The 19,712-nt window shown below is 54.2% G+C and carries 17 protein-coding genes; 13 read left to right on the top strand and 4 right to left on the bottom strand.

Going from position 1 to position 19,712, the window contains the following annotated elements; translation table 11 throughout:
* The first annotated feature begins 76 nt into the window (after positions 1-76).
* On the top strand, positions 77-1,255 hold the full coding sequence (gene xylR, locus FDW88_RS10060) for a D-xylose utilization transcriptional activator XylR (RefSeq protein ID WP_115257197.1): 1,179 nt from the start codon (positions 77-79) through the stop codon (positions 1,253-1,255).
* Between the two features lie 85 nt (positions 1,256-1,340).
* Here xylR and FDW88_RS10065 read toward each other — a convergent pair whose 3' ends face one another.
* Complete coding sequence (locus FDW88_RS10065) at positions 1,341-2,165, bottom strand: protein bax (protein WP_096759137.1); 825 nt, start codon at positions 2,163-2,165, stop codon at positions 1,341-1,343.
* A gap of 316 nt (positions 2,166-2,481) precedes the next feature.
* Between FDW88_RS10065 and malS the strand changes: the two genes are divergently transcribed.
* Together malS and avtA are read left to right on the top strand one after the other, a co-directional pair.
* Positions 2,482-4,512, top strand: coding sequence for an alpha-amylase (gene malS, locus FDW88_RS10070; protein ID WP_137362492.1), 2,031 nt, complete (start codon positions 2,482-2,484; stop codon positions 4,510-4,512).
* Positions 4,513-4,688: 176 nt separating this feature from the next.
* Positions 4,689-5,939 carry a valine--pyruvate transaminase gene (avtA, locus tag FDW88_RS10075; RefSeq protein WP_096759134.1) on the top strand — a complete coding sequence of 417 codons (1,251 nt, stop codon included), beginning with the start codon at positions 4,689-4,691 and terminating at the stop codon, positions 5,937-5,939.
* Between the two features lie 36 nt (positions 5,940-5,975).
* Here avtA and FDW88_RS10080 read toward each other — a convergent pair whose 3' ends face one another.
* Together FDW88_RS10080 and yiaJ are read right to left on the bottom strand one after the other, a co-directional pair.
* Entirely contained in the window at positions 5,976-6,449 is a 474-nt protein-coding gene (locus FDW88_RS10080; protein WP_117342522.1) for a 4Fe-4S dicluster domain-containing protein, read from the bottom strand.
* A gap of 117 nt (positions 6,450-6,566) precedes the next feature.
* The gene (yiaJ, locus tag FDW88_RS10085) at positions 6,567-7,382 is read right to left on the bottom strand and encodes an IclR family transcriptional regulator YiaJ (RefSeq protein ID WP_096759133.1); all 816 of its coding nucleotides are present in this window, start codon (positions 7,380-7,382) and stop codon (positions 6,567-6,569) included.
* A gap of 217 nt (positions 7,383-7,599) precedes the next feature.
* On the opposite strand from yiaJ, the gene yiaK reads away from it, so the two are divergent.
* The 8 genes from yiaK (at position 7,600) to araD (ending at position 15,183) form a co-directional block, all read left to right on the top strand.
* On the top strand, positions 7,600-8,598 hold the full coding sequence (gene yiaK, locus FDW88_RS10090; RefSeq protein WP_096759132.1) for a 3-dehydro-L-gulonate 2-dehydrogenase: 999 nt from the start codon (positions 7,600-7,602) through the stop codon (positions 8,596-8,598).
* Positions 8,599-8,609: 11 nt separating this feature from the next.
* Entirely contained in the window at positions 8,610-9,074 is a 465-nt protein-coding gene (locus FDW88_RS10095) for a YhcH/YjgK/YiaL family protein (protein WP_117342523.1), read from the top strand.
* A gap of 23 nt (positions 9,075-9,097) precedes the next feature.
* Positions 9,098-10,030 (top strand): DUF4862 family protein, encoded by a 933-nt coding sequence (locus FDW88_RS10100; RefSeq protein WP_117342524.1) that lies wholly within the window; start codon positions 9,098-9,100, stop codon positions 10,028-10,030.
* A 31-nt stretch (positions 10,031-10,061) separates the two neighbouring features.
* A complete protein-coding gene (locus FDW88_RS10105; protein WP_137362493.1) occupies positions 10,062-11,381 on the top strand; it encodes an MFS transporter in 1,320 nt (439 codons plus the stop codon).
* Positions 11,382-11,473: 92 nt separating this feature from the next.
* Positions 11,474-12,979 (top strand): FGGY-family carbohydrate kinase, encoded by a 1,506-nt coding sequence (locus tag FDW88_RS10110; protein WP_117342525.1) that lies wholly within the window; start codon positions 11,474-11,476, stop codon positions 12,977-12,979.
* Positions 12,976-13,638 carry a 3-keto-L-gulonate-6-phosphate decarboxylase UlaD gene (ulaD, locus tag FDW88_RS10115; RefSeq protein ID WP_117342526.1) on the top strand — a complete coding sequence of 221 codons (663 nt, stop codon included), beginning with the start codon at positions 12,976-12,978 and terminating at the stop codon, positions 13,636-13,638. Before FDW88_RS10110 ends, ulaD begins: the two co-directional genes overlap by 4 nt.
* Positions 13,631-14,491 (top strand): L-ribulose-5-phosphate 3-epimerase, encoded by an 861-nt coding sequence (locus FDW88_RS10120; protein ID WP_137362494.1) that lies wholly within the window; start codon positions 13,631-13,633, stop codon positions 14,489-14,491. Before ulaD ends, FDW88_RS10120 begins: the two co-directional genes overlap by 8 nt.
* Positions 14,485-15,183, top strand: a complete 699-nt coding sequence (gene araD / locus FDW88_RS10125; protein WP_137362495.1) for an L-ribulose-5-phosphate 4-epimerase — start codon at positions 14,485-14,487, stop codon at positions 15,181-15,183. Before FDW88_RS10120 ends, araD begins: the two co-directional genes overlap by 7 nt.
* Positions 15,184-15,222: 39 nt before the next feature.
* On the opposite strand, the gene FDW88_RS10130 is transcribed toward araD, so the two are convergent.
* Positions 15,223-16,038, bottom strand: coding sequence for a helix-turn-helix domain-containing protein (locus FDW88_RS10130; RefSeq protein ID WP_117342529.1), 816 nt, complete (start codon positions 16,036-16,038; stop codon positions 15,223-15,225).
* Positions 16,039-16,290: 252 nt separating this feature from the next.
* Between FDW88_RS10130 and FDW88_RS10135 the strand changes: the two genes are divergently transcribed.
* Positions 16,291-17,691, top strand: a complete 1,401-nt coding sequence (locus tag FDW88_RS10135) for an MFS transporter (RefSeq protein WP_096759122.1) — start codon at positions 16,291-16,293, stop codon at positions 17,689-17,691.
* A gap of 10 nt (positions 17,692-17,701) precedes the next feature.
* Entirely contained in the window at positions 17,702-19,657 is a 1,956-nt protein-coding gene (locus FDW88_RS10140; RefSeq protein ID WP_137362496.1) for a glycoside hydrolase family 127 protein, read from the top strand.
* Positions 19,658-19,712 lie beyond the last annotated feature (55 nt).

The following is a 19,712-nucleotide window of genomic DNA, read 5'->3' on the forward strand; positions in this document are numbered from 1 at the left end:
ACATAATCAGGCAGCATTATCCACGGTTTTGGTAGTATCGACAGGCCCATATTCACCCTTTCCAGGACAGGCTCTTATGTTTGATAAACGTCACCGTATCACTCTTTTATTTAATGCCAATAAAGCCTACGACCGCCAGGTGGTTGAGGGCGTGGGTGAATATTTACAAGCGTCGCAATCTGAATGGGATATATTCATCGAGGAAGATTTTCGCGCGCGTATTGATAATATTAAAGACTGGTTAGGCGACGGTGTTATTGCCGATTATGACGACGATGACATTGCGCAATTACTTGCCGATGTCGATGTCCCCATCGTTGGCGTCGGGGGTTCTTACCATCTTGCTGAACATTATCCACCGGTCCACTACATTGCCACCGATAACCACGCATTGGTTGAAAGCGCCTTTCTGCATTTGAAAGAAAAAGGGGTGAACCGCTTTGCATTTTACGGTCTACCACCTTCCAGCGGCAAACGCTGGGCCGAGGAGCGTGAATATGCCTTTTGCCAACTGGTAGCGAAAGAAAAGTACCGTGGCGTGGTCTATCAGGGCCTGGAAACTGCACCAGAAAACTGGCAACACGCACAAAATAGGTTAGCCGACTGGCTGCAAACTCTGCCGCCGCAAACCGGGATTATCGCCGTCACCGACGCGCGTGCACGGCACGTTTTGCAGGCCTGTGAACATCTGCATATTCCGGTACCGGAGAAACTGTGCGTCATTGGCATTGATAACGAAGAACTGACCCGCTACCTGTCGCGCGTGGCGTTATCATCCGTTGCTCAGGGTGCTCGTCAGATGGGCTATCAGGCCGCAAAACTCCTGCACCGCGTGCTGGCGAACGAAGAGCCGACGCTACAACGCATTCTGGTCCCTCCGGTACGCGTCGTGGAACGTCGTTCAACCGACTACCGTTCACTTACCGATCCGGCCGTTATTCAGGCGATGCACTTCATCCGCAACCATGCCTGTAAGGGCATCAAGGTCGAACAGGTACTGGATTCAGTGGGGATTTCACGGTCGAATCTGGAGAAGCGTTTTAAAGAGGAGGTCGGGGAGACCATTCATGCTGTGATCCATGCCGAAAAGCTGGAGAAAGCGCGCAGCCTGCTGATTTCCACCACGCTTTCCATCAACGAGATTTCACAAATGTGCGGCTACCCGTCTCTGCAGTATTTCTATTCGGTGTTCAAGAAAGAGTACGACACGACGCCAAAAGAATACCGCGATGTGAACAGCGAAGTGCTGATGTGATGTGTTGCCGGATGGCGACTGCGCTTTATCCGGCCGACGAGTCATCTGGTTGGCCGGATAAACGTAGCGCCATCAGGCGCAGGAATTACATATGCGCTGCAATTAAGCGCTGGTTATCCTGGTACATCGCGAACAGATAGTTGTTGTAGCTCTTCCCTTGGGTGGAATACCCCTTCAGCTTATGAATCATCGCCGTGGCGGTGACTTCCTGATCGGTTTTACGCAGCTGAGCGCGTGACTTACGGAAAGAAGAGTATGCCGGATGCGTATTCAGATTAATGACGTAAGCCGTCACTGACTCTTTCACTGAGTCAAACTGAGAGTAGCCTTTCACCTTACCCGGCGCATTGGTGCAACGACCTTTGACACATTTCATGCCAAACAGATTATTGTTGCTACGTGCCAGCTTCGACGTACCCCAGCCGCTTTCTGCCGCAGCCATGGTTGCCACCATACTGGTAGGGATAATATCCACGCGCTCAAGCAGCGTGTTCCACGGAATTTTACGCGTGTTGCCAGACCAGCTCACCTTGTAGCGTTTGGCGATATCTTTCATGCGCGCACGCTCGCTCGGCGACCAGCGATTCTGGTACTGCTTTGAAATCAGCCAGTTACGTTCAGCAGTAATGGCCGCATTTTGACTAGTAATGTAAGGCATAACCGTCCGGAGAAACGCTTTTTTCCTTGGTGTTCCGGAAGGGTATTTTCGCAAATCAGGAAGTGAACTACTCTTTGCACTATTGCGAGAATACTCTTGTTTACTGCTTACCTGTGTATTACTTGTCTTGGTTGCCTGGGGCTTCTGACTCGTTGTTGCCGTGTGTGTCTTTGCCAGCACCTCACCGGAAAATGCAATGGTGAGTAACATTAGAATCATGGCCCCATATCGTCGAATGGGAGTCAATATCATTAGGTCTCCTGGTCGGATTTATACATTCCAACACCTTATATTTTTCATAAAAATGAGAGATGAATCTCAAATCATAGCAAAAATAGCCGTCAAGAGCACCCAAAGGAATAGTCCAATTCCGAAACTATGTCACGCGCTAACGGTTAAGATTGGTATTAATTCGAAGAAAATGCGGGTGTTATCGCAAAATAATGCCGTTTTTTGCGCACGATCGCTCACCCTCACGTCTCATCCTGGCGGAATCCACCCAAAGGATGAGTCTCCGACCGTAATTCGCTGGCAAACTGGCTAAAATCGCAGCATTCAGGACAGCGTTATGAAACTTGCCGCCTTTGCGCTGGCGCTTATGCCAGGCATCACCATCGCCTCGTCATGGACTTCTCAAGGGTTCCCCACCTTCGAAGTGGAGGGTACGGGTAAGTTTGTCAGCCATGCAACGTTGACGAAGGGTACCCGTCCTTTAATACTAAATTTTGACCAACAGTGCTGGCAGCCTGCCGAAACCATTAAACTCAACCAGATGCTGTCGCTAAAACCTTGCACAGGCGAGCCACCACAGTGGCGTTTATTCAAAGACGGTAGTTACACGCTGGAAGTGGATACCCGCTCCGGAACGCCTACGTTGATGCTGTCACTAGCATCCGCCGTTGAGCCGGTGAGCAACCTGATTCGCCAGTGTCCGAAATGGGATGGCTCACCGCTGACGCTGGATGTGAGTCAGACTTTCCCTGAAGGTGCCGTGGTACGTGATTACTACAGCCAGCAGACGGCAATGGTTAAGCACGGTCAAATCACCCTCCAACCCGCAGCCAGTAGCAACGGGCTATTACTGCTTGAACGCGCAGAAACGGACGCCCCTGCCCCCTTCGACTGGCATAACGCCACAGTGTATTTCGTACTGACGGATCGCTTTCAAAACGGCGATCCGACCAATGACCACAGCTACGGTCGCCACAACGACGGCATGCAGGAGATTGGGACGTTTCACGGTGGCGATTTACGTGGCCTCACCGGCAAACTCGACTATCTGCAACAGTTAGGCGTTAACGCCCTGTGGATCAGCGCTCCGTTTGAGCAGATTCACGGCTGGGTAGGTGGTGGCACCAAAGGGGATTTCCCCCACTACGCCTATCACGGTTATTACACGCAAGACTGGACCACGCTTGATGCCAATATGGGCAACAAGGCCGATCTGCGTGCGCTGGTCGATGGCGCTCACCAGCGCGGTATCCGCATTCTGTTCGATGTGGTGATGAACCATGCCGGTTACGCGACGCTGGCCGATATGCAGGCTTATCAGTTTGGCGCGTTATATTTATCGGGCGATGAATTGAAACATACGCTCGGTGAACACTGGACGGACTGGAAGCCCGCCGCCGGACAGAGCTGGCACAGCTTTAATGATTACATCAATTTCAGTGATAAAGCCGCCTGGGAAAAATGGTGGGGGAAAAATTGGATCCGTACCGACATCGGCGACTACGACAGCCCCGGTTTTGACGACCTGACGATGTCGCTGGCCTTCCTGCCCGATCTGAAAACCGAGTCCAACACGCCTTCCGGGTTACCGGTGTTTTACAATAACAAACCGGATACCCACGCCAAAGCCATTGCGGGCTACGCGCCACGAGATTATCTGACCCACTGGCTCAGTCAGTGGGTGCGCGACTACGGGATTGACGGGTTTCGAGTCGATACCGCCAAGCACGTCGAACTTCCCGCCTGGCAGCAGTTGAAAACCCAGGCCAGCGCAGCGCTGGCCGAATGGAAGAAAGCCAACCCGGACAAAGCGCTGGATGATAAACCCTTCTGGATGACCGGCGAAGCCTGGGGTCACGGCGTTATGCGCAGTGAGTATTACCGCCACGGCTTTGATGCGATGATCAATTTTGATTATCAGGAACAGGCGGCCAGCGCCGTCGACTGCCTGGCCAATATGGATCTCACCTGGCAGCAGATGGCGGATAAATTGCAGGATTTTAACGTCCTGAGCTATCTCTCATCGCACGACACGCGCCTGTTCCGCGAAGGTGGAGATAAAGCCGCCGAGCTGTTGCTACTGGCACCGGGCGCGGTGCAGCTGTTTTACGGTGACGAATCCGCGCGTCCTTTCGGCCCGACCGGCTCAGACCCTTTACAAGGCACGCGATCCGATATGAACTGGCAGGATGTCAGCGGTAAATCGGCCGCCAGCGTCGCACACTGGCAGAAAATCAGCCAGTTCAGGGCCAGACATGCCGCCATCGGCGCTGGTAAACAAACCACGCTGACGTTGAAACAAGGATACGGATTTTCCCGCGAGCACGGTGACGACAAAGTGATGGTCATTTGGGCAGGTCAGCCCTAATCCCCCCTGGCTTCTCGTACCCGGTGGGGCGAGAAGCGTTATACAAAACAAAACACCACCCTGTTACAAATTTATAGCACAAAACGTCAATTTAGTCTCACAGGCCTGATTTGCACCCCGCCATAGGTAGCGCTATGGTTAGCCACTTTATTACTCAGCTCGACAGACCACCTGCTATGACATTCTCACTTTTTGGCGACAAATTTACCCGCCATTCAGGCATCACCCGCCTGATGGAGGACCTCAACGACGGTTTACGTACGCCCGGCGCGATCATGCTTGGCGGCGGTAACCCGGCGCAAATCCCACAGATGCAGGAGTACTTCCAGTCTCTGCTAGCCGAGATGCTGGAAAACGGCAAAGTCACTGATGCGCTTTGTAATTATGACGGTCCACAAGGGAAAACCGAGCTACTGGCCGAACTGGCCACGCTGCTGCGCGAGAAGCTGGGCTGGGATATCGAACCACAAAATATTGCACTGACAAATGGCAGTCAGAGCGCGTTTTTCTACTTATTCAATCTTTTCGCCGGACGTCGCGCCGACGGGACCACCCGAAAAGTCCTGTTCCCACTGGCACCGGAATACATTGGCTATGCCGATTCCGGGCTGGAAGAGGAGCTCTTCGTCTCTGCGCGCCCGAATATCGAGCTGCTGCCGGAAGGTCAGTTTAAGTATCACGTTGACTTTGAACACCTGCACATTGGCGAAGAGACCGGCATGATTTGCGTGTCGCGCCCCACCAACCCGACAGGCAATGTGATTACTGACGAAGAGTTATTGAAGCTGGACCGCCTCGCCAATCAGCACGGTATTCCGCTGGTCATTGATAATGCCTATGGCGTCCCGTTCCCCGGCATTATCTTTAGCGAAGCCCGTCCGCTGTGGAACCCCAACATTGTACTGTGCATGAGCCTTTCCAAGCTCGGGCTGCCAGGTTCGCGCTGCGGTATTATTATCGCCAATGAAAAAATCATCACCGCGATCACCAACATGAACGGCATCATCAGCCTTGCCCCTGGCGGTATGGGTCCGGCTATCATGTGCGAGATGATTAAACGCAACGATCTCCTGCGCCTGTCGGAGACCGTGATCAAGCCGTTTTATTATCAGCGCGTTCAGGAGACCGTGGCGATCATTCGCCGTTACTTATCCGAAGAGCGCTGCCTGATCCATAAACCAGAAGGGGCGATTTTCCTGTGGCTGTGGTTCAAGGACTTGCCTATCACCACCGAGCTGCTGTATCAGCGCCTGAAAGCACGCGGCGTGTTGATGGTTCCCGGTGATTACTTCTTCCCGGGGCTGGACAAGCCGTGGCCGCACACCCACCAGTGCATGCGGATGAACTACGTTCCGGAGCCGGAGAAAATCGAGGCTGGCGTGAAGATTCTGGCTGAAGAGATAGAACGCGCCTGGCGTGAAGGCTGATGGCAAACCCGACCGCCTAACCGGTCGGGTCACGCATTACAACGGCTGTGAACGCAAACGCTGCTGCTGAATTTTTGCGGCGTCAACGCATTGCAACGCACGGGTCGGGCAGGATTCTACACACGCCGGGCCCGTTTCGCGATGCCAGCACAAATCACATTTAACCGCCTGCACCCGCGAGCGCTGTGCAACCACATTCATGGCCCCAAACGGACAGGCCAGCATACAGCTCTTACAGCCAATGCAGCGTGCCTGTTCCACGAAGATATGCCCATGTTCGCGGCGAATAGCGGTGGTCGGGCAGGCATTCGCACAAGGCGCGTCTTCGCATTGATGACACGTTACCGCCGTGGTAAACGCGTCGTCTTTAATCACCCGAATACGCGGGATAAATGCCCCAGAGGAGACCGTCGCACACGTCTGGTTTTCCTGATGCGCGACGACGCAGGCCACTTCGCAGGTTCGACATCCAATGCATTTCGCCGCATCCGCCATAATAAACCCGTTCATTGCCTTCTCCGTCGCCGTTAAAACCACAGAGTGCCAGAGAGGCAGCCACCACCGCTTTGATCGGACAGGGGAAACGGTGGAATTTTGTCAGGTGTATGAGCCACTCAGGCATTTCGCCTAATCGCGAACGGTAAAGCCCAGTTCATTCGAAATTGCCTGAGCCGTTTCCCGCAGTGGTTTGAGTAGATTCTTCTCCCCGACCTGCTTCAGACGAGAAGTAGAGAGAGAAATCGAGACCGAATACGGCACGCGTCCATGAATATCAAACACCGGAACCGCAATGCAGGACACACCCAGCTCATTCTCTTCCCGGTCCATCGCCATGCTACTTTCACGGATTTGCGCCAGCTCATCATACATTGCCGGTAAACCGGTGATGGTATTGCGGGTCAGCGGCTGAATCAGATCCTGGTGGCTCTCCCAATAAGAAGCCACATAGTCCGGATGACCAAACGCCATATAAATTTTGCCCATCGCCGAGCAATACAGCGGCATATGCTGGCCGATATAGGCACGGGTACGCAGCATACCGGTAGTAGGCTCCAGCTTATAAATCAGAATCGCGTGGTCATCTTCACGGCTGGAAAAGTTTATCGTTTCACCCGTAGCGATGTTCAGCGCTTCAAGGTGCGGCGCGGCGACATGGATGATATTCAGAGATGAAAGCGCCTTTTGCCCAACGGCGATAAATTTGGTCGTCAGGCGATAACTGCCAGCCGCAGGAGCAGGCGTCACGTATCCACAAGATTGCAGCCCTTGCAGCAGTCGGTGCACCGTACTTTTGTTCAGCCCCGCCAGTTCAGACAGGTGTGCCAACGGGCAGCCATTCGGATAGTTGCTCAGGATCTCAATCAACATCAAACCACGAAACAGGCTCTGACTTCCGGCTGGCCTCTCTTTTTCTTGCGTCATCTCATTTTCTTTTGTGCCCATCGCTTCCGCTCCCCTTTTCGTCGCGCTCTGATGGTAGCGCAAAGTGTGTTTCAGTTCACGATCTGAACCAAAAAAACATAACCATTTGATTTTGATAATTTTAAAAAACAGGCCACCCCGTTGATCTGTCAAAATTTGATCGCTATATTTGAAATCAGATTTCGCATAGTGAAATTTAGAGATAAAAAAGCGATCAAATTTAATTAAGGAAACAGGAATGAAAGTCACTTTTGAGCAGTTGAAAGAAGCGTTCAATCGGGTACTGCTGGCGCGCGGTATTGCCGTTGAAACCGCAGATGCCTGTGCTGAAATGTTCGCACGTACCACAGAGTCCGGCGTCTATTCGCACGGCGTGAACCGTTTTCCTCGCTTCATTCAGCAACTGGATAACGGCGACATCATTCCTGAGGCCAAACCGCAGCGCACGACCAGCCTGGGCGCGATTGAACAGTGGGATGCTCAACGCTCTATTGGCAACCTGACCGCGAAAAAGATGATGGACAGAGCCATCGAACTGGCCTCCGATCACGGCATTGGCCTGGTGGCGCTGCGTAATGCGAATCACTGGATGCGTGGCGGCAGCTATGGCTGGCAGGCGGCAGAAAAAGGTTACATCGGCATCTGCTGGACCAACTCCATCGCCGTGATGCCTGCGTGGGGCTCTAAAGAGTGCTGTATCGGCACCAACCCGCTGATTGTCGCCATCCCATCAACGCCGATCACCATGGTGGATATGTCGATGTCGATGTTCTCCTACGGCATGCTGGAAGTTAACCGTCTGGCCGGTCGTGAACTCCCGGTAGACGGCGGATTTGACGATGAAGGTAATCTCACCAGAGAACCTGCCGTTATCGAGAAAAATCGCCGCATTTTGCCAATGGGCTACTGGAAAGGTTCCGGCCTGTCGATCGTGCTGGACATGATTGCCACCCTGCTTTCAGACGGTGCTTCCGTTGCCGAAGTCACCGAAGACAATAGCGATGAGTACGGCATTTCGCAGATTTTCATCGCCATTGAAGTAGACAAGTTGATCGACGGCGCATCTCGCGACGCCAAACTGCAGCGCATTATGGACTTCATCACCACCGCTGAACGCGCCGATGAGGACACGCCAATCCGTCTGCCCGGTCACGAGTTCACCCGCTTACTGGAAGAAAACCGCCGCAACGGGATCACCGTTGATGACAGCGTATGGGCCAAAATCCAAGCGTTATAAGGAGATAAACCATGATCTTTGGTCATATCGCTCAGCCAAACCCGTGTCGTCTTCCGGCCACCATTGAGAGGGCACTCGACTTTCTGCGCAGCACGGACTTCAGCAAACTGGAACCCGGCGTGGTGGAGATCGACGGTAAAAATATCTTCGCGCAGGTTATCGATTTAACCACCCGCGACGTTACCGAAAACCGTCCAGAAGTCCATCGCCGCTATCTGGATATTCAGTTTCTGGCCTCGGGTGAAGAAAAAATCGGTATCGCCATTGATACCGGGAATAACCAAATCAGCGAATCGTTATTAGCACAGCGCGATATTATTTTTTATCACGACAGTGAACATGAATCTTTTTTTGAAATGGTTCCGGGAAGCTATGCCATATTTTTCCCGCAGGATGTTCATCGTCCCGGATGCCATAAAACGGTAGCAACACCGATCCGCAAAATAGTGGTTAAAGTGGCAATAGACTCTTTATAGAAAATTATTTTCAGGAGCACAAAATGAACGTAAAGCATGCCGGTTATATTATCGGTGCGTACCCCTGTGCACCCTCATTTCACCAACAAAGTGAAGAGGACGAGAAGGAATTCTGGCGACAACTCTCAGATACACCGGATATTCGCGGCCTGGAACAGCCTTGTCTTGAACACCTTCACCCGTTGGGTGATGAATGGTTATTACGCCATACGCCGGGCAGCTGGCAGATAGTGGTGACGGCCATTATGGAGACCATGCGCCGTCGCGGTACTAACGGCGGCTTTGGGCTGGCATCAAGCGACGAAGATCAGCGTAAAGCCTGCGTAGAGTACTATCGCCATCTTCATCAGAAAATTACTAACATCAATGCCGCCAACGCCGGGAAAATCATCGCGCTGGAGCTGCATGCCGCCCCGCTGGCGGGAAATCCGAACGTCGTTCAGGCCACCGAGTCATTTGCCCGTTCCCTTAAAGAGATTGCCAACTGGGACTGGTCCTGCGATCTAGTACTGGAACACTGCGATGCCATGACCGGCCCCGCACCACGTAAAGGTTTCCTGCCGTTAGAAAACGTGCTGGAAGTGATTACCGACTACGACATCAGCGTGTGTATTAACTGGGCGCGTTCCGCCATTGAAGGGCAGAACACGACCCTGCCACTGGCCCACACCCGACAGGCCAAACAGGCTGGTAAGCTGGGGGCCCTGATGTTCTCCGGCACCACGCTGACGGGAGAATATGGCGAATGGCAGGACTTACACGCGCCGTTTGCCCCTTTCTGCCCGCAGAGTCTGATGACCACCGAACATGCCAGCGAATTATTGACCTGTGCAGGAACCGATCCCCTGCAGTTTGCGGGTATTAAATTGCTGGAAATAAACGCCGATGCAGACGTTAACCATCGCGTAGCGATATTACGTGACGGCATCACTGCATTAAACCAAGCAAAATTATAAAAATAAAAGACGACTCTACGAGAATATTAATATGAACACGACCTCTCGCTCTACACAAAATGATGTGCCGCGCCAGCGTTGGCTGAGAATTATTCCTCCAATTCTGATCGCCTGTATTATTTCTTATATGGATCGCGTCAACATCGCTTTTGCGATGCCCGGTGGAATGGATGCTGAGTTAGGTATTTCCGCCACCATGGCGGGACTGGCTGGCGGTATTTTCTTTATCGGCTATCTGTTTTTACAGGTTCCCGGTGGAAAAATTGCGGTGCACGGCAGCGGCAAGAAATTTATCGGCTGGTCGCTGGTTGCGTGGGCGGTCATCTCCGTTCTGACGGGCTTGATCACCAATCAGTATCAACTGCTGGTTCTGCGCTTCTTACTCGGCGTGGCGGAAGGTGGCATGTTGCCCGTGGTGCTGACGATGATCAGTAACTGGTTCCCCGATGCCGAACGCGGTCGAGCCAATGCGATTGTGATTATGTTTGTCCCGATTGCCGGGATCATTACTGCACCGCTCTCCGGCTGGATCATTACGGTTCTGGACTGGCGCTGGCTGTTCATTATTGAAGGTCTGCTCTCTGTGGCTGTGCTGGCACTGTGGGCCTATACCGTTTATGACCGTCCGCAGGAAGCACGCTGGATTTCAGCAGCCGAGAAGAACTATCTGGTCGAGACCCTGGCAGCAGAGCAAAGGGCGATTGCCGGAACCGAGGTGAAAAACGCCTCTCTTAGCGCAGTGCTTTCCGACAAAACTATGTGGCAACTTATCGCACTGAATTTCTTCTATCAGACCGGGATTTACGGTTACACCCTGTGGCTGCCTACCATCCTCAAAGAGTTGACCCACAGCAGCATGGGGCAAGTTGGCATGCTCGCCATTCTGCCTTACGTCGGCGCCATTGCCGGGATGTTCCTGTTCTCCACCCTCTCTGACCGGACGGGCAAACGTAAAGTGTTTGTTTGCCTGCCACTGATTGGCTTTGCCCTGTGCATGTTCCTCTCCGTGGTGCTGAAAAATAACATCTGGCTGGCCTACTCCGCGCTGGTTGGCTGCGGGTTCTTCCTGCAATCGGCGGCGGGCGTGTTCTGGACCATTCCGGCGCGTCTGTTCAGCGCTGAAATGGCAGGCGGTGCGCGTGGCGTCATCAACGCGCTGGGCAACCTCGGCGGTTTCTGCGGTCCTTACGCGGTCGGCGTGCTCATCACTCTCTATAGCAAAGATGCGGGTGTTTACTGCCTGGCTATTTCACTGGCGCTGGCCGCACTGATGGCATTACTGCTGCCGGCAAAATGTGATGCAGGTGCTGCCCCGCTAAAAGTACTGAATCCACATAAACGCACTGCGTAAAACCCTGCCCGGTGGTGCTGCGCTTACCGGATCTGTAAACACCCGTAGGCCGGATAAGCACAGCGCCATCCGGCAAAGCTGAGACATCAAAGATGAGTGAAAAAGAGACCTTCTGGCTGGGTATCGATTGTGGCGGTACGTATCTGAAAGCCGGTTTATACGACGCTAAAGGTCATGAGCACGGAATTCACCGGCAATCGTTACAGACGGTGTCGCCCTTGCCGGGTTACGCCGAACGTGACATGCACCAGCTCTGGCAGCACTGCGCAGCCACCATCGCCGGACTCTTACACCGCACCGGCGTATCCGCACAACAAATTCAGGGCGTCGGCATTTCTGCTCAAGGTAAAGGGCTCTTTCTTCTCGATAAGCAGGATAAGCCGCTGGGCAATGCCATCCTCTCTTCTGACCGCCGGGCGATGGACATCGTCCAGCGCTGGCAACAGGACGGGATCCCCGAACAACTCTACCCGGTCACTCGTCAGACACTGTGGACCGGGCATCCCGCATCTCTACTGCGCTGGGTAAAAGAGCACACCCCCCAACGCTACGCGCAAATTGGCTGCGTCATGATGGGGCATGACTATCTGCGCTGGTGTTTAACCGGCGTCAAGGGTTGCGAAGAGAGCAATATATCCGAATCCAACCTCTACAACATGGCGACGGGCCAGTACGACCCGCGCCTGACCGAGTGGCTGGGCATCAGCGAAATCAATGACGCGCTGCCGCCCATCGTCGGCTCAGCAGAAATATGCGGGGAAATCACCGCTCAGGCAGCCGCCATCACCGGTCTGGCGGCGGGTACGCCCGTCGTCGGCGGTCTGTTTGACGTGGTTTCCACCGCACTCTGCGCCGGTATTGAAGATGAATACACACTCAACGCGGTAATGGGTACTTGGGCGGTCACCAGCGGGATCGCTCACGGCCTGCGCGACCAGGAGGCGCATCCCTATGTCTATGGCCGCTACGTCAATGACGGACAGTATATCGTTCACGAAGCCAGCCCGACCTCTTCCGGTAATCTGGAATGGTTCACCGCCCAGTGGGGCGAGATTTCCTTTGATGAGATCAATCAGGCCGTTGCCAGCCTGCCGAAATCAGGTAGCGAACTCTTTTTTCTGCCCTTTCTCTATGGCAGCAACGCCGGGCTGGAGATGACCTGCGGCTTTTATGGCATGCAGGCGCTGCACACTCGCGCCCACCTGTTGCAGGCGGTTTACGAAGGCGTGGTATTCAGCCACATGACCCATCTCAACCGCATGCGTGAACGCTTTACCGAGGTGCATACCCTGCGCGTGACCGGCGGTCCGGCACACTCCAACGTCTGGATGCAGATGCTGGCGGACGTCAGCGGCCTGCGCATCGAGCTGCCACAGGTAGAAGAAACCGGCTGCTTTGGCGCAGCCCTCGCAGCACGTGTCGGCACCGGCGTTTACCACAACTTTAGCGACGCCCAGCGCTCCCTGAAGCACCCGGTGCGCACGCTGCTGCCGGACATGACCACCCACGCCCTCTATCAGCGCAAATACCGCCAATACCTGGATTTGATTACCGCACTACAGGGCTATCACGCCCGCATTAAGGAGCACGCATTATGAGCCGACCATTACTGCAACTGGCGCTCGACCACACTAGCCTGGAAGCAGCCCAGCGCGATGTCGCCCTTTTACAGGACCATGTCGATATCGTCGAAGCTGGCACGATCCTCTGTTTAACCGAAGGCCTTAGCGCAGTGAAAGCCCTGCGCGCCCAGTGCCCGGAAAAAATCATCGTCGCCGACTGGAAGGTAGCCGATGCCGGAGAAACGCTGGCACAGCAGGCCTTCGGAGCTGGCGCCAACTGGATGACCATCATCTGTGCCGCGCCGCTCGCCACGGTCGAAAAAGGCCACGCCGTCGCGCAATCCTGCAGCGGTGAAATTCAAATGGAGCTGTTCGGCAACTGGACGCTGGACGACGCCCGTGAATGGTATCGCGTCGGCGTTCGCCAGGCGATTTACCATCGCGGACGCGACGCGCAGGCCAGCGGACAGCAGTGGGGCGACGCAGATCTGGCGCGCATGAAGGCGCTGTCCGATATCGGCCTTGAGCTGTCGATTACCGGCGGCATTACCCCTGCCGACCTGCCGCTATTCCGCGACATTAACGTCAAAGCATTTATCGCCGGACGCGCGCTAGCAGGCGCAGCCCATCCGGCGCAGGTCGCTGGCGAATTCCACGCACAAATCGACGCCATCTGGGGAACACAGCATGCGTAATCATCCATTAGGTATCTATGAGAAAGCTCTGGCGAAAGATCTTTCCTGGCCGGAACGGCTGGTGCTGGCGAAAAGCTGCGGCTTTGATTTCGTCGAAATGTCGGTGGATGAGACCGATGAACGCCTGTCACGCCTGGAGTGGACGCCAGCCCAGCGCGCATCGCTGGTCAGCGCAATGCTGGAAACCGGCGTTGCCATTCCCTCCATGTGCCTGTCAGCCCATCGTCGCTTCCCTTTCGGCAGCCGCGATGAGGCGGTACGCGAGCGGGCGCGCGAAATCATGACCAAAGCCATTCGTCTGGCGCGCGATCTCGGTATCCGCACCATTCAACTGGCAGGTTACGACGTCTATTACGAAGAGCACGACGACGGCACCCAGCAACGCTTTGCCGAAGGGCTGGCGTGGGCGGTGGAACAGGCTGCCGCCGCGCAGGTAATGCTAGCGGTGGAGATAATGGATACCGCCTTCATGAACTCGATCAGCAAGTGGAAAAAGTGGGATGAGATGCTGTCATCGCCGTGGTTCACCGTCTACCCGGATGTCGGCAACCTCAGCGCCTGGGGTAACGACGTCACCGCCGAACTGCAGCTGGGCATCGACCGTATTGCCGCCATCCACCTGAAAGACACGCTGCCAGTGACCGCAACGCATCCTGGTCAGTTTCGCGATGTGCCGTTTGGTGAAGGCTGTGTGGATTTTGTTGGCATCTTTAAAACATTGCATGAACTGAACTATCGCGGCGCATTTCTGATTGAAATGTGGACCGAAAAAGCCAGCGAGCCGGTGCTGGAGATTATCCAGGCGCGACGCTGGATAGAAGCGCGGATGCAGGAAGGGGGATTCACATGCTAGAGCAACTAAAAGCCGAAGTATTAGCGGCAAACCTGGCGCTCCCGGCGCATGGTTTAGTCACCTTTACCTGGGGCAACGTCAGCGCAGTGGACGAAACGCGCAAACTGATGGTGATCAAGCCTTCCGGCGTCGAGTATGAGGTCATGACCGCCGACGATATGGTGGTGGTGGAGGTCGCCAGCGGTAAGGTGATCGAAGGCAGCAAGAAACCGTCTTCTGATACGCCAACCCATCTGGCGCTGTATCGCCGTTTTCCGCAGATCGGTGGGATCGTGCATACCCATTCCCGCCACGCGACGATCTGGTCGCAGGCCGGACTCGATCTCCCCGCCTGGGGTACCACGCATGCCGACTATTTCTATGGCGCGATCCCCTGCACCCGGCTGATGACTGTCGAAGAAATTAACGGCGAGTATGAGTATCAAACCGGTGAGGTGATTATTAACACCTTTGAACAACGTAACCTGAACCCGATGCAGGTCCCGGCTGTACTCGTCCACTCGCACGGCCCGTTCGCGTGGGGTAAGGATGCTGCCGACGCCGTACACAACGCCGTAGTACTCGAAGAGTGTGCCTATATGGGGCTGTTCTCGCGTCAGCTCGCCCCGCAGTTGCCTGACATGCAATCCGAACTGCTCGATAAGCATTACCTGCGCAAGCACGGGGTAAATGCCTATTACGGGCAAAACTGACGCTGAGTTAAGCCTCTTCTGAACAAGAGGAGGCTTAACCTACGCCGAATTAATATGCTCTTTGCAATAACGGCGCTTCCACGCCGCCGGGGTCAGACTGGTGTGCGTACGGAAAATTTTGCGAAAATACCCCACGTCGTTAAATCCACATTTAAACGCCACCTCGGTCAGCGACAGCGAATCACTGATCAACAGCTTTTCTGCCGCCCTCACCCGCTGGCGATGCAGCGCTTCGGTTAACGTCAGCCGAAAAACACCCCGGAATACACGCCCCAGATAGTCTGCATTGCAATGCAGCTCTTTCGCCAGCAATGAGGCTGATAGGGGTAAATGGAACTGCGTATGTATCATTTGCTGCGCTTTCCACGCCAGCGCATTACCGGGCGTATCGGCAGGTTGTTCGCTGGCGGCAGCGGATATTTGCTGCAAAATCAGCAACAGGATCAGCTCCAGCGCAACGCTGCGATGGATATTCTCCTGCTCACGTAAAAACTGGCGAAACAGCGAAATAATATATTGTGGCTCATCCACCCGAGTCTGTTGCGGGATCGAAAGCAGCGCTTCAGGCGGTGAAACACGCTCACCGGACTTCACTTCAAAATGCAGCCAATAAAATTTTAAATCGGGCGGAAATTGTCCCACGCCGACATGTAAACGCTGCGGCCACAACAGCAAACTCTCTCCAGCCTGCACGCTAAAAATAGCGTTCCCTTCACGAATCGTTAATGTCCCTTTTTCGACAAAGATAATTTCCCAGGAATGAAGTTGCCTCGCCGGATGACTTCCCACGCCACGAGAAATAAACAGCCCGCCATTTTGTACTTTAATCGGAAGTGACATGGATAATTCAAGCATAACTATTCAATTTCCCGCTTTTAGCACCCTAAAAACCTGCCTTCATCTTTGATTATTCACGATAAAATAGTATCTCGCCGGATCGAAATCACACTTTTTTAATTAAGTCGGAATTGTCATCTTTTTATACTTTTCCCTTCCCTTGTTGGTCTGTGTATTTGGTGCAGAATAAATAACGTACTTTGCAAATGACACAATAAAAGCCCGCAATGTAGCGGGGTACTTTCTGAACATCCTCTCCGGGAGTTATTTATGACTTCGGCTCCGATTACGACCAACGATTTGGCACAACGTGCACAAGACGACAAATTATCTCTGCGTGAAAAAATAGGTTACGGATTAGGCGATGCAGGCGGGACCGTTATTACCTGCCTGATCATGAACTTCCTGACTTTTTTCTATACTGATGTGTTTGGCTTAACGCCCGCACTGGTCGGCACCTTGTTTATTGCCCTGCGCGTATTTGACGCAGTTTCTGACCCGATCATGGGTGTCCTCGCCGACCGCACGCAAAGCCGCTGGGGACGCTTTCGCCCATGGCAGCTGTGGGTGGCCGTTCCCATCGGCATTATTGGCGTTCTGACCTTTACCGTCCCGGACGCCAGCATGGGGGTAAAAATCGCCTGGGCATTTGGCACCTATCTGCTGCTTTCCGTCGGCTATACCGCGATCAATGTGCCGTATTGTGCGCTGATCAACACCATGACGACGCGCCACAATGAAGTGATCGCCTGCCAGTCCTGGCGCTTTGTGCTGTGCGGTGTCGCCGGTTTTTTAGTCTCCGTCGGCCTGCCGTGGATGGTGGAGATACTCGGTCAGGGCAACGCCGCGCAGGGTTATCAGTTTGGCGTGGGCATCCTGTGTGCCATCGCAGTCGTCATGTTCCTGTGCTGTTTCTTCTGGGTGCGCGAGCGGGTACCGCTGGCGATGATGGGGAAATTTACGCTGCGCGAACACATCGGCGGACTGCGTAAAAATGACCAACTGCTGCTGATGCTGGTGATGTCCTTCCTGCTGATCAATGTCTTTAATATTCGTGGCGGCGGGTACATGTACTTCATTACCTACGTGCTGGAAGGCAGTACCGCTTACACCTCGCTGTTTTTCACCATGGTCACCTTCGCCTCGATCATCGGTTCGGTGGTGGTTAGCCCGCTGACGCGACGCATCGACACCGTCAAACTCTATTACTACACCAACCTGGTACTGGCGGCGCTGGCAGCGTTAATGTGGTTCCTGCCAACCGGCCCAGCGCACCAGACGTTATGGCTGGCGGTGATTCTCGGCAACGGCATTATTCTCGGCTTCACGCTGCCGCTGCACTTCTCGCTGATGGCCTTTGCTGATGATTACGGCGAATGGAAAACCGGCGTGCGTTCCTCCGGCATGAATTTCGCCTTCAACCTGTTTTTCATCAAGCTGGCCTGGGCCTCCAGTGCCGGGATCATCAGCGTGTTGTTTATTTTTGTCGCCTATCAGCCTGGCGCTGGCAACCAAACCGCCAGTTCGCTGCAAGGTATTACCGCCATGGAGACGCTGCTGCCCGCCCTGTTCCACCTACTGCTGGCGCTGTCTATCCGCCTTTGCAAACTCAATAACCCGATGATGTCGCGCATTGCTACCGATCTGCGTCAGCGTCATGTACAGCCTTAAGGAGCACGAAATGAACGCACAAGAAGTCGACCTGCATAAGCTCACGGTCAGCGATCCGTTCCTCGGACAATACCAGCAACTGGTGCGCGACGTGGTGATCCCCTATCAGTGGGATGCGCTCAATGACCGCATTGCAGAAGCCGATCCCAGCCACGCTATCGAGAATTTCCGCATTGCTGCGGGCCAGCAATCCGGTGAGTTTTACGGCATGGTTTTTCAGGATAGCGACGTGGCCAAATGGCTGGAGGCCGTGGCCTGGTCGCTGTGTCAGAAACCGGATACCGAGCTGGAAAAAACCGCCGATGAGGTGATTGAACTGGTCGCCGCCGCCCAGTGCGAAGATGGCTATCTCAACACCTATTTTACGGTTAAGGCCCCTGAAGAACGCTGGACGAATCTGGCCGAATGTCATGAGCTGTACTGCGCGGGTCACATGATCGAAGCGGGTGTGGCCTTCTTTCAGGCGGCGGGAAAACGCCGCTTACTGGAGGTGGTATGTCGTCTGGCAGACCATATCGACAACGTTTTTGGACCCGGTGAAAACCAGCTGCATGGCTATCCCGGACACCCGGAAATTGAGCTGGCGCTCATGCGATTGTATGAAGTCACGCAGCAACCACGGTATATGACGCTGGTAAATTATTTTGTTGAGCAGCGTGGCACACAGCCGCATTTCTACGATGAAGAGTACGAAAAACGCGGTCGCACGTCCTACTGGCACACCTACGGCCCGGCGTGGATGGTGAAAGACAAGCCTTACAGCCAAGCGCACCAGCCAATATCTGAACAGCAAACCGCCATCGGTCACGCCGTGCGCTTTGTCTACCTGATGACAGGAGTGGCCCACCTGGCCCGCTTAAGCCAGGACGAAGGCAAGCGCCAGGACTGCCTGCGACTATGGAACAATATGGCCCAGCGCCAGCTGTACATTACCGGCGGGATCGGCTCGCAAAGCAGCGGCGAGGCATTTAGCAGCGATTACGATCTGCCCAACGACTCTGTGTATGCGGAAAGCTGCGCCTCTATTGGTCTGATGATGTTCGCCCGCCGGATGCTGGAGATGGAGGCCGACAGTCAGTACGCCGACGTGATGGAACGCGCGCTGTATAACACCGTACTGGGTGGTATGGCGCTTGACGGGAAACACTTTTTCTACGTTAACCCGCTGGAAGTGCATCCTAAATCTCTAAAATTTAACCATATTTATGACCACGTGAAGCCCATTCGCCAGCGCTGGTTTGGCTGCGCCTGCTGCCCACCGAATATCGCGCGCGTGTTAACGTCGATTGGCCATTACCTCTACACGCCGCGCCAGGACGCGCTGTATATCAATATGTATGTGGGCAACAGCATGGAAATACCCGTTGAAAACGGGACGCTGAAACTCCGCATTAGCGGAGATTATCCGTGGCATGAGCAGGTTAATATCACCATTGATTCCGTGCAGCCAGTACACCACACCCTGGCACTACGCCTGCCGGACTGGTGCTCCGCGCCGCAGGTAATGCTGAACGGTTTGCCTGTAGAACAAGATATTCGCAAAGGCTATTTGCACATAACCCGCACCTGGCAAGAAGGGGATACGCTGAGCCTGACGCTCCCGATGCCGGTGCGTCGGGTATACGGTAATCCGCTGGTTCGCCATGTTGCCGGTAAGGTTGCCATTCAACGTGGACCGTTAGTCTATTGTCTGGAGCAGGCGGATAACGGCGAGGAATTGCATAACCTGTGGCTGCCCAAAGAGAGTGAATTCAGAGTCTTTGAGGGGAAAGGGCTATTCAGCCATAAAATACTGATTCAAACGGAAGGGGTGAAGCAAAGCGCTGATGATGCCACGCAGCAATCGTTGTGGCACTACGATGTCTCCCCCGCTTCCCGGCAAACGCATACGCTGACGTTTATTCCGTGGTTTAGCTGGGCGAACCGTGGTGAAGGTGAAATGCGGATTTGGGTCAACGAGCAGTAATGATATGACGGATGGCGACTGTTGGCGCCATCCGTCAAAACATCATGAAAAAATT

It is taken from the genome of Citrobacter sp. wls829, assembly GCF_005280825.1.
Taxonomy (GTDB): domain Bacteria; phylum Pseudomonadota; class Gammaproteobacteria; order Enterobacterales; family Enterobacteriaceae; genus Citrobacter; species Citrobacter gillenii.